The sequence below is a fragment of the Nocardia sp. NPDC006982 genome (assembly GCF_042869435.1).
GTDB lineage: Bacteria > Actinomycetota > Actinomycetes > Mycobacteriales > Mycobacteriaceae > Nocardia.
This window is the reverse complement of the sequence record NZ_JBIAFV010000021.1, coordinates 30221-45963: the sequence shown is the minus strand read 5'-3', so window position 1 is coordinate 45963 and position 15743 is coordinate 30221. Positions and strand designations below refer to the sequence as shown.

Genomic DNA, 15743 nt, shown 5'->3' with positions numbered 1-15743 from the left:
CGCGAAGGCGCGCTGTGTCTTTGGTTCACTCGCTGACGCTCGCTCACGACTGCGCCTCGCTGACGCTCGGCTCCGTCGTGCGCGAAGGCGCGCTGTGTCTTTGGTTCACTCGCTGACGCTCGCTCACTAAACCTGCTCCAGCGACTTCATCTTGTCGAGCACCGATTCGGCGGTGGGATCGCGCAACTCGTCGACAATGCGACCGTCCGCGAGGAACACCACCCGGTCGGCATATCCCGCCGCGTGCGGCTCATGGGTGACGATGACGACCGTCTGCCCGAATTCGTCCACCGCCGCGCGCAGGATCGAGAGCACCTCCTCCGAGGCGCGCGAATCGAGATTGCCGGTCGGCTCGTCACCGAAGATGATCTCCGGTTTACCGGCCAGCGCCCGCGCGCACGCCACCCGCTGCTGCTGCCCGCCGGACAGTTCGCTCGGCCGGTGGGTGAGTCGATCGGTGATCCCGAGCCGTTTGATGACCGTATCCAGCCAATCCTGGTCGGGCTTGCGGCCCGCGATATCCAGCGGCAGGGTGATGTTCTCCTGCGCGGTCAGCGTCGGCACCAGGTTGAATGCCTGGAAGACGAAGCCGATGCGGTCGCGGCGCAGCCGGGTCATCTGCTTATCGGAGAGCCCGGCGAGATCGGTGTCGCCGATCCGCACGGTTCCGGTGCTGGCACTGTCCAGGCCGGCCAGGCAGTGCATCAGGGTCGATTTGCCCGATCCAGAGGGCCCCATGATCGCGGTGAACTCCCCCTTCACGAATTCGGCTGATACCCCATCCAGCGCCCTGACCTGTGTATCTCCGTGGCCGTAGACCTTCACCAGGTCGATGGCCCGTGCCGCGACAGTGGCGGCGGCCGATTTCTCGAGGTCGGCACCTAGGGCTTGCGAAGTCATGGAACCCAGTCTGTCGGGTATCGCGCGCCCGCGCCATCAGGGACCTCCCCCAAGTCTCGAGGTCTCAATGAACCCTTAGAACTACGCCGACCGGCCCAGACCGAAGACCGTCGGATCCTGCGCAAGGTCGCGGAAGTAGCGCGCGGCGTCCGGCACCAAGCGCCGTTCGGTGAGATCGAGCAGACCGCCGACGCCGACGATCTCGGCGGAGACCGTGCCATCCGCCTTGCGGATCTCCTGGATGGTCCGGTGGGTCTTGCCATCCCAGGCGAAATCGCAAGTGACAGTGACCTCGTCGCCCACGAAGAGTTCCTGTTTGAATTCGAGCGTCACCTGCAGCGAGATCGGCCCGACCCCGGCGTCCTGCAACTTCTCCTGGGATAGACCGCCCTCCCGCAGGCAGGCCCAGCGCGCCCGCTCCGCGTATTGCAGATAGACGGCCTGGTTCATATGTCCGTTGCCATCGATGTCCTCGGGCGACACGGTGATCGAGAGCGCGAATCCCATTGGCACACGGTAGCGGCGGGGTACGACAAGTATCCGCCGCTACCGTCCGGCCCTCACGCCTTGATGAAGTCGAGGATGTCGGCATTGAGCTGCGCGGCGTGCGAGATCATGATGCCGTGTCCGGTGGCCGGGTATTCCTTGTAGGTATTGCTCGGGATCAGGTCCTTGATCACGCGTCCGCAGAGGTCGATCGGCGCCGAGGCGTCGGCGTCACCGTGGATGACCAGCGTGGGCAGTGTGAGTGCGCGCAACTCGTCGCGGAAGTCGGCGTTGTAGATCGTATTCATGATCTCGTCCGCCGCGAGAAGTGAGCAGTCCATGCACTTCTGGACCATCCACGTGATGCGCGCCGAGGAAACCTGGTTGCCCAGATGCGTCGCGAAGAATGCCTGGGCGTTCTGCTCCATCCAGAGCGGTCGGTCCGCGGCGCGGGCCGCGCCCACCGCATCGAAGACGGCCTTCGGCACACCGTTCGGATTGTCCTCGGCCTGTGCGAGATACGGCATCGTCACCGAGACCAGCGCGACCCGACTGATCCGATCGCTGCCGTACCGCGTCAGGTACCGGACGATCTCACCGCCGGCCATCGAATGCGCAACCACCGTGACCTCGCGCAGATCGAGATGTTCCAGGAATGCGGCCAGATCCGCGGCCAACGTGTCGTAGTCGTATCCGTGCCCGACCCAATCCGACTTGCCGTGCCCACGCCGGTCGTAGGACAGGCACCGCAACCCCTGCTTGGACAGCGGCAACATCTGCAGCTCCCACGAAGTGCTGCTCAACCAGCCACCGGCCAGGAACAGCGCCGGCTGCCCCGAACCCCAGTCCTGGTAGTGCAGCGTGGTGCCGTCGTGCGATTCGAAGTAGGGCATCGATTTCTCCAATCATCTGGTGCCCCACCATCATTGCGGGTCCCGATAATGAAGTCGATTACCTCTCGGGTAAGTGCCCTACCTCAGAATCAGCAGCGCCGACTTCTCGATGCGGTCGGCTATTTCGGAGTAGGAGGCGTAGCCCATGCCCGCGCGGACGAGTGCGCCCGCGTAGACGAGTTCGAGGGATTCGACTACTTCCTGGTCGGCGTCGGGGCCGAGGGCGCGGACCAGTCGTTTGCGGATTTCCATGCCGATCCGCGCACGGAGGTGGGCGACGTCGGGATCGCGGCCGAGCAGGGCGCTGGTGACGGCGCCCGAGAGTTCTTGTTCGTCGGCGACGAGCATGGCGATATTGCGGAGTTCGGCGACGACCCGGACAGTGGGGTCCGGGTCATCGCTGACCGGAGCCGAACTGGCGAACAGGCGACGCCAGAAGATCTCGGCGACGAGATGTTCCTTTGAGGAGAAGTAGGTATACGCCGTGGCGGTGCCGACGCCGGCCGCCGCGGCGACCATGCGGATGGTCATCCCCGCGAAGCCTTCGCGCGCAAGCACTTCCACCGCGGCCTTGGTCAGCTTGTCGACGGTGTCGGCCTGCTTCTCGGTGAGGCGACGCCGGGTCGCCTCCAGGATGATGGACTCGCCTTCGGACATGTGTCTAGATCCTACTTTGCGGCGGCGCGACCGGCGCGCCGACCATAGAAGCTGCCGTCACCGAGGGAAGCACCGCTGACATAGCCGCCGGCACAGAGCCCGGAGGTGCAGCGGCCCGCGGCGAACAGGCCGGGAATCGGTTCACCGGAGACGTGCAGCACTCGCGAGTCCAGATCGGTGCGCAGCCCGCCGAGGGTGAAACCCGCGGTGAAGCCCCGCATGTCGAAGGCGGCGAGCGGGGTGCCGATCGGTTTGACCCACTCCGGCTTCTTCCCGAGCAATGGATCCTTGCCGTCGACGGCGTGCAGGTTGTAGCACTCGACGGTGCCCTGCAACGCGCGCTCCGGCAGCCCCATATCGGACTCCAGCTCCGCGACGGTCTCGGCCGCCCAGGTCGGCGGCTGCCGGAAGAACGGCGTGGATGTCACGGTGGCAAGCGCCGCTTCGAGCGACTCCTCGTCGATGACCAGAAACGCCTGATTTTCCTGCTGGATCAGCGTCGCCTGTCCGATCCGCCCCGGATAGGTGTCCTCCGGGATATAACGCTGACCACGCCCGTTGACCAGGATGCCGCGCGCCAACAGCTGCGGATCTCCGAAGAACGCCACCTCGGTGGCATCCATATGCGCCAGCTCAGCACCGAGCGCCTGCGCGACCAGAATGCCGATGCCGTCGTGCTCTTCGATGGCGGCGGCGGGCCGCCCGATCAACCGCGGCGCATAGCCTTCGATCATCTGCTGGTGGTAAGCGAAACTACCGGTGGCGAGCACCACCCCGCGTTCGGCGCGGATCGCGACCTCCTTGCCGAAGCGCGTCGCGAGGACGCCGACCACCCGATCGGTCTCGTCGATCACCAGCCGCCGGATCCTGATGTCGTATTCGACACCGACACCTAGACTTTCGGCGGTATCGGCCAGCGGCTTCATCAGCATGTAGCCGCCGCTCTTGGCCCCGATCTTCTTATCCGCCATTTGCGGAACATGGCCGCGCGGAGCGGGTTTCGCGATCGCATTGAACGGCGCGGCATTCTCGCCGCCGGAGTACATCAGCCCTTCGTCGTGCGGCGGCTCCCAGCCGGGCTCACCCCAGAACTCCTCTTTGAACGGCACCCCGTTGGAGACCAGCCAGTTGTAGTGCTCGACGCTGTTCTGGCAGTAGTCCGCGATCTTCGCCCGATCCTGTCCGGGACCCAGCGCGGCCTGCAGGAATGTCTCCATATTCTCCGGCGTGTCCTCGAAGCCGAGAGCCTGCTGCAAGGGCGTGCCGCCACCGAGGTAGATGAATCCGCCCGCCATGGCCGCCGCACCGCCCCAGCCACCGGTGCGTTCCAGGATCAGCACGTCGGCCCCCGCACGCGCGGCCTCGATGGCGGCGCAGACACCGGCGATGCCGTATCCGGCGACGACGACATCCGCCTCGAAATCCCATGCGGCGATCGCGTCGGCGCGCAGCGGCCGGATCTTTGCGGCATCAGACATGTTTCGCGTTCCTTACTTACTCGCGTCTTCGGACGACACAGACGATTCGGACTGCCCCACCTGTTCGGACTGCTTGCGTGCCGCCTTTTTCTGTTGGGCGACAATCGTTCCCACCAGCAGGTCGAGTTTGGTGCCGGTCGGCCAGCCGACGTAATAGCAGAGGAACAGTGCGATCTCGTGCAGCTGCGCCTCGGTCAACTCCTCGTTGCGCAGCGCCGCGCCGATCTGGATACCCGCCGTATCCATCGCGCCCTGGGCGGCGAGCGCCCCGAGCAGGATCAGTCGGCGGTCCCGAATGGTGAGTCCGGGACGCGACCAGATTTCGGCGAAGAGATGATCGGCCGTCACGGCGAAATGGTCGCTGGGGTAGTCCTGGAATTCGGTGCCGTAGACCTCGGCCATCTTGGCCAGCCCGCGCTGACGTACCGAATCAGCAGATCCGTTGTCACGCCCACCCGTCACTCGACCGCCACCCCTCATCGAATCGCTACGCGATGCTTCACTCATTGATTTCCCCTTTCCTTCGGCACGCCGAGCCCGGGCCCGAGGCGGTCGAGAGACAGTTCCGCAAGCGGCAGCTCGACGCCGAGTCGCGCGCCGAGATCCAGGGCCAGGCTCAGATCCTTTTCGCCGAGATCGCGCACGTGGCTCAGGATCGGCAGCCAGAAATCCTTCGGTTCGATCGGTGCGGTGCGGTCACGCAGCATGATCGCGCCGGGACCGCCGGTGACCGCGTCGGAATGCCGGACGACATTGCCCAGCACGGTGATATCCAGATCCGCGGCCTCGGCGAGCCGCTGTGCCTCGGTGGCGGCGGTGAACGCGATGAAGTGCAAGAGGTTGCGCGCCAACTTCATTCGGGTGCCCGCACCGACCGGTCCGGCGTGCACGACCAGATCGGCGAAGCAACCGAAGGGTCCGCGCACCCGCTCGAATGCCGTATCACTGCCGCCGACCATCACCGCGAGCTTGCCGCGCGTGGCCCCGGCGGCACCGCCACTGATCGGCGCGTCCACCAATTCGACGCCGTACTCGGCACATTCACCCGCCAACTCTTCGGCGGTCCGGTCGCTGATGGTGGAGTGCACGGCGATAACCGTGCCCGGGGCGGCCGTCCGCAACACCCCTTCCGGTCCGGTGACCACGGCCCGCACCTGTGCGTCGTCCAGCACGGTCACTGAAATCACGGCCGCCTTCTCGGCGATTTCCGCAGCCGAAACAGCCGATGCCGCACCGGCTTCGGTGAGCGGTTGCACCGCATCTGGGCGCATATCGCAGACGGTGAGTCCGCCGGGCCAGGACAGCAGGCTCTTGGCCATCGGTGCGCCCATATTGCCCAAACCGATGAACCCGACCGGCAATTCGCTACTCATGATCGGAACACTTGTCCGCCGTCGACATTGAAGATCTGCCCGGTGACCCAGCTGGCCTCGTCCGAGAGCAGATACAGGCAGGCGCCGACCAGATCATCCGGTGTTCCCATTCGCTTGAGCGGCAACCGTTTCACCATATCGTCGACGATGACGCTCGGTGTCACGGTTTTGGTGGCTTCGGTATCGATGGGACCGGGCGCGATAGCATTGATGCGAATCTTGGAACCGCCGAGTTCGAAGGCGAGCTGCTGGGTCAGGCCGTTGATGCCGACCTTGGCCAAGCCGTAGAAGCTGGAGTAGGTCCATGCGGCGGTGGAGGATTGGTTGACGATCGATCCGCCGCCCGCCTTGACCATGTGCTGCCACACCGCGCGGGTCATATTCAGCGCACCGTCCATATTCACGCTCATGAACTTCTTGTAGTAGTCCCATGGCACGCTGAGCAGCAGGTTGAGCTTCATATCGCCGTAGATGGCGGCATTGTTCACCAGATGGTCGATCGCCCCGAATTCGCGGACGGTCAATTCGGCGAGGGCGATGGCCGATTCCGGATCGGCCACATCGACCTCGCCGAAGATGGCGCTGCCACCACCGGCGGTGATCTCGGCCGCTACGGCCTTACCGCGCTCGGCATTCAGGTCGGCGACAACGACATTGGCGCCTTCGTTCGCCAGCGCCTTGGCGTATGTCGCGCCGATACCTTGGGCGGCGCCGGTGACGATGGCGGTCTTTCCCGGGAATCGAGTCATGAAATCAGCTCCTTGCAGCTGTTGTGGTCTATCCGGCGGTGGCGACGAGCTTGGTTTCCAGGTATTCCTCGAATCCGGCGATGCCCATTTCCCGGCCGATGCCGGATTGTTTGTAGCCGCCGAACGGTGCGTCGGCCGAGTACCAGATGCCGCCGTTGACACCGATCGTGCCGGTGCGAACACCATTGGTGACGTGCCGAATTCGGTCCGGGTCGGTGCCCCATACCGAGCCGGAGAGTCCGTACGGGGAGTCGTTGGCGATCCGGATCGCATCGTCGTCGCCGTCGTGCGGGATCACCACGAGCACGGGTCCGAAGATCTCCTCGCGGGCGACCGTAGCGGTATTCGGCACATCCGCGATCAATGTCGGTTCGATGAAATATCCGCGCTCGCGGCCCGCCGGTCGGCCGCCGCCGATCACGATCCGGCCGCCCTCGGCACGCGCGATCTCCAGATACCGCTCGACTCTTGCCCGCTGGCGCTCGGAGATCAGCGGTCCACAGACAGTGCGCGCATCGGCCGGATCACCAGGAACGATGCCCGACAGGGTGGCCGCCGCGGCCTGGATCGCTTCGTCGTATGCCGCGCGCGGTACCAGCAGCCGGGTGGTGAGGGCACACCCCTGTCCCGCGTGCACGGCCACCGAAAACGCCGCCACCGAACAGGCTCCCGCGATATTCGCGTCGTCGAGCACGATGAATGCCGATTTGCCGCCGAGTTCGAGGAAGGTCTTCTTCAAAGTCGTTGCCGCGCCGGTCATTACCGATCTACCGGTCTGCGTCGAGCCGGTGAAGCTGATCATGTCGACGCGCGGATCGGTGGTGAGCTGCGCGCCGAGACCGTGATCGGTGGAGGTCACGATATTGACGACGCCGGGCGGGATATCGGTCTGCTCGGCAATGATCGCGCCGACGGCCGCCGCACACCACGGGGTATCCGGTGCGGGCTTGAGCACCACGGTATTTCCGGCCGCGAGCGCGGGACCCAGTTTGGCGAAATTGATCTGGTGCGGGAAGTTCCACGGCGTAATGGCACCTACCACGCCGACCGCCTCGCGACGCAACACCCGATGGCTCTTGATACCCATCGGTGTCGCAGTGCCGAGATCGGTTTCCCAGCTGTAGGTTTTGGCCAGCGATGCGGAAAATGACAGATCTGCGACCGGGCCTTCGAGTTGTGGCCCTCTGGTCAGCATGGTCGGCGCGCCCGCCTCGGCGACGGTGATCTCACGCAACTCGTCGACATCGGCCTGCAATGCGGTGCGCAACTGTTCGAGGCAGCGGGCGCGGAAGGCGTGATCGCGCGACCAGTCGGTGTCGTCGAATGCGGTGCGCGCGGCCGCGATGGCCGCGTCCATATCCGCGCCGTTCGCATTCGCGGCCTGACCGATGACCGCTTCGGTCGCCGGGTTCACCGTGGCGAAGACGCCGTCCCCGCCGGTGACCAGCTTGCCGCCGATCAGCAGGCGCGAACCGTCGGCGGGCAGGAGGCTGCTCATAAAGGCTCCGATACTGTCTGGACAGGTGTACGGAATATAGTCTCGGTCCGCTCCCATACGCAAGAACCCGTTTCAGAACTGCGGTCCAGAACCAGCCTGCCCTCCCCCGGCGAGAACTACCAGCCGTCATTCGGGCCCACCCGGGACCTCACCCAGATTGTTCAGGGAAACCTCTGTCGATTCCGGCATGCCGGTGGTACCGTCCAGACACATGTCCAGCTATGTGTCTCCCATCGATGACGCGACACCGATCATCGATGAGAACTGGTTCTCGAATTCCGGGTTATCGCGATGACGGCCGCCTCACTGGAACCCCTGACCTTCGACCCCTACGACTACGCGTTCCACGAGGACCCGTACCCCACCTATGAGCGGCTGCGCACCGAGGCGCCGCTCTACTACAACGCCGACCTGGATTTCTGGGCGCTGTCCCGGCACGCGGATGTGACCGCGGCCTTCCGCGACAGCGTCCGCCTGTCCAGCGCCAACGGGGTCTCGCTGGATCCGGCGGCGTGGGGTCCGCACGCGAGCCGGGTGATGTCGTTCCTGGCCATGGACGATCCGCGGCATATGCGCATGCGCCGCCTGGTCTACAAGGGCTTCACCCCCAAGCGGGTGGCCGAGATGGAAGACCGGATCAGGGACCTGACGCTGTCCTACCTGGAACCGGCACTCGCGACCGGCGAGTTCGACTGGATCGATGAGGTCGCGGGCAAACTCCCGATGGATGTCATCTCCGAACTGATGGGCGTGCCCGAGGCCGACCGCGCGGAGGTCCGCAGGCTGGCCGATCTGGTGGTGCACCGCGAGGACGGCGTCCTGGATGTTCCGATGGCCGCCGCGCAGGCATCGATCACACTGCTCACCTATTACGCGGAAATGGTCGCCGCGCGAAGGCGTACTCCAACAACGGATCTCACCTCGGCGCTACTGGATGCCGAAATCGACGGCGACACCCTGTCCGACGAGGAGATCATCGGCTTCATGTTCCTGATGGTGGTGGCCGGTAACGAGACCACCACCAAACTGCTCGGCAATGCGCTCTATTGGAGCGCACGCAATCCGAGCGAATACGCGAAGGTCGTCGCGGAACCCGAGCTGGTCACCGACTGGGTCGAGGAGACGCTGCGCTACGACACCTCCAGCCAGATGGTCGCGCGCTGCGCCGCGGTTGATATCGACCAGCACGGCCGCACCATCCCGAAGGGTGCGAAGGTGCTGTTGCTGATCGGTTCGGCCAATCGGGATCCGGAGGTCTTCGCCGACGGCGACAGCTACCGCATCGGGCGCGCCGACAAGTCCGGACTCGCGAGTTTCGGTGCGGGCGTGCACTTCTGCCTCGGTGCACACCTCGCCCGGCTGGAGGCCAACGTAGCGCTGCGCGAATTCGCTTCGCGTGTGCGGTCTTACGACGTCGTCGACGCCGGGATCAAACGCGTGCACTCGACCAATGTCCGCGGGTTCGCCAACCTGCCCGTCATCGTGGAGGCCAAATAATGCCACGGTTCGAACCGAATCCGGTGCGCCGACCGGCGATTGTGGCCGGAGCATCCTCCGGTATCGGCGCGGCGACGGCCGAAGCGCTCGCCGAACTCGGACACCCCGTCGCGCTCGGCGCGCGCCGGGTGGATCAATGCGAGGCGCTGGCGGCCAAAATCCGCGCCAATGGCGGCGAAGCCTTCGCCCACCAGCTCGATGTCACCGACGCGGCATCCGTCGACGATTTCGTCGCCGCGGCCGAAGATACCCTCGGGCCCACCGAAATCCTGGTCTCCGGCGCGGGCGATATCGAATTCTCGCTGGTGCACGAGATGGAGCCGGATCGGTTCCTGCAGCAGGTGCAGGTGCATCTGGTCGGCGCGCACCGGCTGGTGCACCGGGTACTACCGGGGATGATGGAAAGGCAGCGCGGCGATTTCGTGTTGATCAGCTCCGACTGCGCCGAGGAGCCACGCCCGCGCACCGGCGCCTACAGCGCTGCCAAGGCCGGGCTCGAGGCAATGGTCCAGCAGATGCGAATGGAGCTGGAGGGCAGCGGAGTTCGCGCATCACTGGTGCGCCCGGGTCCGACACTGACCGGCATGGGCATGAATTCCACTCCCGATGTGGTCGGGCCGATGCTGGAGGACTGGAAAGCCTGGGGTTTCGCCCGTCACCCGTACATGCTGCGCGCCGGCGATCTGGCCGCCGCGGTCATCGCCGTGGTCTCCGCACCGCGCGGGGCACATCTCGTGCTGGTCGAGGTCCAGCCCGAGGCCCCGCTGCGTCCATTACCGACCGCCGAGGACAGGAGCCGACCGTGAGGATCGTCGCCGATCTGGATCTGTGTCAGGGGCACGCCGTCTGCCAGGACGAAGCGCCCGCGGCCTTCAGCGTGCCCAAGCGCGGCAAGGTCGAAATCCTCGACCCGACACCGGGTCCCGAAGCCCGCGCGGATATCGAGCGCGCGGTGCGCTACTGCCCCACCCAAGCGCTGTCGATCCGCGAGGACCCCGGGGGACGGCAGCCGACGGAGCCTGCGGAGTCGGCGGGGCGGGTAAATACAGCTGCGAAAGGAACACGGTAATGCCAGATTTCGACCGCGCCGAACTCGACGAGATGGTCCGGCGCTGGGTGCTGGAGAATCAGCGCTGCGAGGAAAAGGGCGATTGGAAGCCGCTCGCCGAGATGTACACCGAGGACGCCACCTACGGCTGGAATTACGGTCCGACCCAGGAATTCATGGCAGTGGGACGGGCCGAGATCCGAGAACTCGCACTCGGTCAGGAGATGGATGGGCTGGAGGGCTGGTCCTATCCGTACCAACAGTTCGTCATCGATGAGCGCAGCGGTGATGTCATCGGCTTCTGGAAGCAGATCAGCGATAACAAGCGATCCGACGGTCGCAACTACAGTCCGGAGGGCATCGGCGGCAGCTGGTTCCGCTACGGCGGCAACTACCAGTGGTCCTGGCAGCGCGACTTCTTCGACTTCGGCAATGTCTCGCAGTTGTTCGTGGAGATGATCCAGAACAACGCACTGACGGCCGGAATGCAGAAACGCATCCAGCGGTCGGTCTCTGGAAAGACGCTGCCGGGCTGGTATCGGATCGGCGAAGCACCGGTTCCACTGTGGTGATTTCGAGCTTCGACCGGTTGTCGCGGGCCCAGCTGGCGAGGCTGGTGCCCGAACTGCTGCTGTGCGGTCATCTGATCGACCGGTCCGGAATGGCGCATTCCATCGGCGCATTCGGGCGCGAGGGCATGGCGGCGGTCGCCATCGAGGAATGGCAGCTCGCCAGTCCGGTCTATACCCGCCGCATGCGCCGCGCGCTCGATTTCGAGGGCGATGACGTGCCGACGATCTTCAAGGGCCTGCAACTCGATATCGGTGCGCCGCCGCAGTTCATGGACTTCCGTTTCCGCGTCGAGGATCGCGATCACGGCGAATTCTGGCTGGACCACTGTGGCGCGCTGGCGGATGTGGAGCCGCTCGGCGAGGAGTTCGTGGTGTCCATGTGCCACGACATCGAGGATCCGACCTTCGACGCGACCGCCCTCGCGACAAATCCGCATGCCCAGGTCCGCCCGATCCACCGGCCGCCGCGTCATCCGGCGGATCGAAAGCCGGTGTGCGCGTGGACCGTCGTCATCGACCAGGCACATATCCCACCGCCCACACCGCCGAATGCCGAGGTGGTGGCCAACTCCCGAGCCGCACTGCTGGAACTGTCCCCCATCGATAAGGACGATCCCGGCCAAAGCGATTACGCGGGTCCGCTGCTCAGTGATCTGCGGTTCGCCGACTTCTCCAAATCTGCGCTGGTGCGCATGGCCGACGAGGTCTGCCTGCAACACCATCTGCTCACCATCGGCTTCATGACCGCCGTGCGCGCTCGGTCCGCCGACACCGCAACGGATATCGGCCGCAAACAATTCACCGGCATCGCCGGACTCACCTCCGAGCGGATTCGCAACGCGCTCGGGCTCGGCGACGATCCGGCTGCACTGGCCGAGGTATTGCTCCTGCACCCGGCATGGAATCCCTTGCCGTACACCGGCATCGACGTATCCGTCACCGACGATGCGGTGCGACTGCGCGTGCCGTGGCACAGCGATGCCAACACCGACCGCACCTGGCCATCGATGGTCGATCCCGACCATCCAGCACCGTTGGCAGCCATGGTGCGCGGCGTGAATCCACGGTTCGACGTGCACTCGACCACTTCCGACGAGCACGGCTGGACCGCTGAGATAGCCCTCGCCGCAGCGCCGTTCAAGGAGGCGACCGAGGTGGCCATCACCCGGATCAGCACCGGCGCCGCCTTCACCTTCACCGACCGCGGCATTCCGCTGCCGCTCACCGTCATTCGCTGAGAGTGAATTGCCATGTCCCACAATTTCGCCGACCTCTTCGAGCATGCGGTCGACGCGATGCCGGAGCGCACCGCGCTCATCGAGGGCGATCTCGCACTCACCCTCGCCGAACTCGACGCCCGCGCGAATCGCCTCGCCGACCATCTCGGCTCGATCGGCGTCGGCCCCGGTACGCACGTGGGTTTCCAGATGCACAACGGCATCGAAACCATGACCACCCTCATTGCCTGCTTCAAGCTGCGGGCAGTCCCGATCAATATCAACTATCGGTACGGCGTCGAAGAACTGCGCTACCTCTACGACAATGCCGACCTCGAAGTGCTCGTGTGCCATGAGAAATACGCGGATGCGGCACTGGAAGCGCTCGCCGACACGCCGTCGATCCGCGTGCTGATCGTCGACGCCCGGCCACCTGCCGGCACCATCCCCCGGGCCGCGTCCGCCTCGTATGAGCAGGCCCTACTCTCGGGCTCCCCCGCCCGCCGTCCGATCGACCGCAGCCCCGACGACCTGTTCATGATGTACACCGGCGGCACCACCGGCCGGCCCAAGGGCGTCATGTGGCGGCAAGAGGATATGTGGCGGGTACTCGGCGGCGGTATCGACTTCTACACGAACGAACCGGTTTCCGACGAATATCAACAGTCCCGTGTCGGCGCACAGGGCGAGCCGAGCACCTGGTTCGTCCTCCCGCCGCTCATCCACGCCGCCGCGATGATGCCGTCCTTCACCGCCCTGTGGTCCGGCAATACCGTGATCTTCGAGCCCAAATTCGATGCGCAGCGGGTGTGGCAGGTGGTCGAACAACATCGCCCGCAAATCATGGTGATCACCGGCGATGCGATGGCCCGTCCGCTCATCGATGCCTACCGCGCCGCCCCAGTGGACGCATCCTCGCTCGTCGCCATCGGCTCGGGTGCCGCGCTGCTGTCCCAACCGGTGAAAAACGCACTGCTGGAACTGTTTCCGTCGACGGTGGTCTCCGATTCCATCGGGTCCTCCGAAACCGGTTTCGGCGGTATCGGTTTCGCGCAGAAGGACGACAATCCCGGCCGCGGTCCGCGCGTGCAGAGCGGGCGCGGCGCGATCGTGGTCGATGATGCGGGACGGCAGGTCGAACCCGGTGCCGAGGGCTGGCTGGCCAAGACCGGTGCGGTGCCGATCGGCTACTACAAGGATCCGGAGAAGACCGCGCGGCTGTTCAAGACGGTCGACGGCGCCCGAATCGTGGTGACCGACGATCGCGCCAGGGTCGAGCCGGACGGCTCGGTGACCCTGATCGGCCGCGGCAATATGGTCGTCAATACCGGCGGCGAGAAGGTCTTCGTCGAAGAGGTCGAGAGCGTGGTGAAGGCGCACGAAGCCGTCTACGACGCGGTGGTGATCGGGCTCCCGCATGAGCGCTGGGGCCAGCAGGTGGCGGCGGTCGTATCGGTCGCGGGCGCCGGATCGGTGGATTTCGCGGCGCTCGAGCGCCATGTGCGCAAGCATCTCGCGGGGTACAAGGTGCCCAAGCAGATCTGGCTGGCCGAGGTCGTCACGCGCGCCCCGAGCGGGAAGCCCGATTACCGCTGGGCGCGGGAGTACGCGGCGAGCCGCGCACCGGATCATCAGGCGGATTGAACCATGTCTCGGCATGCATTCGACCAGGTCATCCCCCTCGAGCCCCTGACAGCCAGGATGGGAACGTGTTCTAATTCGAGGGCATCTGCCGTCAGCACGGAGAAGGTCCGATGAATACAACCGAAGCCAAGAAGGATTCCGCACCGGCGCTGCCCGCCCGGATCACCGAAGCGCTGATCGGCAGGCTGACCGCAATGGTCGCGGCCTCCGGCACCGCCGATCCGTATTCGATGGTCGAGGTCTACACCGGCGCCGCGGTCGGTGAACTACCGCAGTCGACCCCCGAGGACGTCGCCGCCGCCTACGCGACCGCCCGCGGGGCCCAGCAGGAATGGGCCGCCTGGCCGCTGCAGCGCCGGCTCGAGGTCTTCGCACGCGCACACGACTTGATACTCGCCGAATACGAAACCATCGCCGACCTGATCCAGATCGGCTGCGGTAAGACCCGCCGCATGGCCTTCGAGGAATCCTGCGATGTGCCGATGGTCATCAGCCACTACCTCAAGACCGCACGCCGGGTGCTGAAGCCCAAGCGGCGCGGCGGCCCGGTGCCGCTGATCACCACCTCGACCGAGCAGCACCGCCCCAAGGGCGTCGTCGCGGTCATCGCGCCGTGGAATTTCCCATTCGCCATCGCGCTCTCGGATTCGATGCCCGCGCTGATGGCGGGCAATGGCGTGGTACTCAAGCCCGATAACAAGACCGCGCTCTGTGCGCTGTTCGGGGTGGAGCTGCTGTACAAGGCCGGTCTGCCGAAGGGGCTGTTCCAGGTCGTCTGCGGTGAGGGTCCCGATGTGGGTCCGGCCTTGATCGACAATGCCGACTTCGTCATGTTCACCGGCTCGACCGCGACCGGGCGGGTGGTCGGCGAAGGCGCAGGCCGCAATCTGATCGGCTGCAGCCTCGAACTCGGCGGCAAGAACCCGATGATCGTGCTGGACGATGCGAATCTCGACGAAGTGATTCCCGGTGCGTCATTCGCGGTCTTCGCGAATTCGGGCCAGGCCTGTATGCACATCGAGCGGATCTATGTGCAGGACAGGTTGTACGACGAGTTCGTGCGCCGATTGGTCACGGCGGCAGACGAATTGAACGCCAAGATCGGCGCGGCCTACGACTTCACACCGGAATTCGGCTCGCTGGTCTCGGTGCAGCATATGGAGCGGGTCGCGGCGCATGTCGAGGACGCGCGCGCGAAGGGCGCGACCGTGCTGACCGGCGGCAAGGCGCGACCGGATATCGGCCCGGCCTTCTATGAACCCACCGTGCTCACCGATGTCACCCCCGAGATGACGCACGCGACCGCGGAGACCTTCGGTCCGGTGGTGAGCGTCTACCGGTTCACCGACGAGCAGGAGGCCATCCGGCTCGCCAACGACACCACCTACGGCCTGAACGCCAGCGTGTGGAGCCGAGATCTGGCCCGCGCCAACCGAATCGGCGCGCAGCTCGAGGCCGGGAATATCAATATCAACGACGGCTTCGTGACCACCTACGCCGCCAAGGGCACCCCGTCCGGCGGCGTCAAACAATCCGGCGTCGGCACCCGGCACGGCGATCAGGGCCTGCTCAAATACACCGACACCGTGAATATCGGCGTGCAAAAGCGCCAGGTGATGGCCGCCCGCGCGGGCCTGCCCTACGAGAAGCAGCTGAAGACCACGCTGACGACCCTACGACTCATGCGCCGGCTCAGGCTGCGCTGAAACACTTTTCACTCCAGGAGGTAGC

The 15743-nt window shown here is 65.4% G+C and carries 16 protein-coding genes; 7 read left to right on the top strand and 9 right to left on the bottom strand.

Annotation, left to right across the window (positions count from 1 at the left end; all coding sequences use genetic code 11):
• Positions 1–126 precede the first annotated feature (126 nt).
• From ACFYOW_RS43385 to ACFYOW_RS43345, 9 genes are all read right to left on the bottom strand, one after another.
• On the bottom strand, positions 127–900 hold the full coding sequence (locus ACFYOW_RS43385; RefSeq protein WP_387296913.1) for an ABC transporter ATP-binding protein: 774 nt from the start codon (positions 898–900) through the stop codon (positions 127–129).
• 81 nt (positions 901–981) lie between these two features.
• Entirely contained in the window at positions 982–1407 is a 426-nt protein-coding gene (locus tag ACFYOW_RS43380; RefSeq protein ID WP_387296911.1) for an acyl-CoA thioesterase, read from the bottom strand.
• 53 nt (positions 1408–1460) lie between these two features.
• Positions 1461–2279, bottom strand: a complete 819-nt coding sequence (locus ACFYOW_RS43375; RefSeq protein WP_387296909.1) for an alpha/beta fold hydrolase — start codon at positions 2277–2279, stop codon at positions 1461–1463.
• 78 nt (positions 2280–2357) lie between these two features.
• Positions 2358–2936 carry a TetR/AcrR family transcriptional regulator gene (locus ACFYOW_RS43370; RefSeq protein WP_387296907.1) on the bottom strand — a complete coding sequence of 193 codons (579 nt, stop codon included), beginning with the start codon at positions 2934–2936 and terminating at the stop codon, positions 2358–2360.
• 11 nt (positions 2937–2947) lie between these two features.
• Complete coding sequence (locus tag ACFYOW_RS43365; RefSeq protein ID WP_387296905.1) at positions 2948–4414, bottom strand: FAD-dependent oxidoreductase; 1467 nt, start codon at positions 4412–4414, stop codon at positions 2948–2950.
• Between the two features lie 12 nt (positions 4415–4426).
• Entirely contained in the window at positions 4427–4894 is a 468-nt protein-coding gene (locus ACFYOW_RS43360; RefSeq protein WP_387297017.1) for a carboxymuconolactone decarboxylase family protein, read from the bottom strand.
• A 23-nt stretch (positions 4895–4917) separates the two neighbouring features.
• Positions 4918–5787: an NAD(P)-dependent oxidoreductase gene (locus ACFYOW_RS43355; protein ID WP_387296903.1), complete on the bottom strand. Its 870-nt coding sequence runs from the start codon at positions 5785–5787 to the stop codon at positions 4918–4920.
• Entirely contained in the window at positions 5784–6536 is a 753-nt protein-coding gene (locus ACFYOW_RS43350; protein ID WP_387296901.1) for an SDR family oxidoreductase, read from the bottom strand. The genes ACFYOW_RS43355 and ACFYOW_RS43350 overlap by 4 nt, the downstream gene beginning before the upstream one ends.
• 28 nt (positions 6537–6564) lie before the next feature.
• Positions 6565–8034, bottom strand: a complete 1470-nt coding sequence (locus ACFYOW_RS43345) for an aldehyde dehydrogenase (RefSeq protein ID WP_387296899.1) — start codon at positions 8032–8034, stop codon at positions 6565–6567.
• Between the two features lie 291 nt (positions 8035–8325).
• On the opposite strand from ACFYOW_RS43345, the gene ACFYOW_RS43340 reads away from it, so the two are divergent.
• From ACFYOW_RS43340 to ACFYOW_RS43310, 7 genes are all read left to right on the top strand, one after another.
• Complete coding sequence (locus tag ACFYOW_RS43340) at positions 8326–9531, top strand: cytochrome P450 (RefSeq protein ID WP_387296897.1); 1206 nt, start codon at positions 8326–8328, stop codon at positions 9529–9531.
• Complete coding sequence (locus ACFYOW_RS43335; RefSeq protein ID WP_387296895.1) at positions 9531–10337, top strand: SDR family oxidoreductase; 807 nt, start codon at positions 9531–9533, stop codon at positions 10335–10337. Before ACFYOW_RS43340 ends, ACFYOW_RS43335 begins: the two co-directional genes overlap by 1 nt.
• A complete protein-coding gene (locus ACFYOW_RS43330) occupies positions 10334–10600 on the top strand; it encodes a ferredoxin (protein WP_387296893.1) in 267 nt (88 codons plus the stop codon). Before ACFYOW_RS43335 ends, ACFYOW_RS43330 begins: the two co-directional genes overlap by 4 nt.
• Positions 10600–11151 (top strand): nuclear transport factor 2 family protein, encoded by a 552-nt coding sequence (locus ACFYOW_RS43325; RefSeq protein ID WP_387296891.1) that lies wholly within the window; start codon positions 10600–10602, stop codon positions 11149–11151. Before ACFYOW_RS43330 ends, ACFYOW_RS43325 begins: the two co-directional genes overlap by 1 nt.
• Positions 11145–12389: a hypothetical protein gene (locus tag ACFYOW_RS43320; protein WP_387296889.1), complete on the top strand. Its 1245-nt coding sequence runs from the start codon at positions 11145–11147 to the stop codon at positions 12387–12389. Before ACFYOW_RS43325 ends, ACFYOW_RS43320 begins: the two co-directional genes overlap by 7 nt.
• A 12-nt stretch (positions 12390–12401) precedes the next feature.
• The gene (locus ACFYOW_RS43315) at positions 12402–14012 is read left to right on the top strand and encodes an acyl-CoA synthetase (RefSeq protein WP_387296887.1); all 1611 of its coding nucleotides are present in this window, start codon (positions 12402–12404) and stop codon (positions 14010–14012) included.
• Between the two features lie 110 nt (positions 14013–14122).
• Entirely contained in the window at positions 14123–15718 is a 1596-nt protein-coding gene (locus ACFYOW_RS43310) for a succinic semialdehyde dehydrogenase (RefSeq protein WP_387296885.1), read from the top strand.
• Positions 15719–15743: the final 25 nt, after the last annotated feature.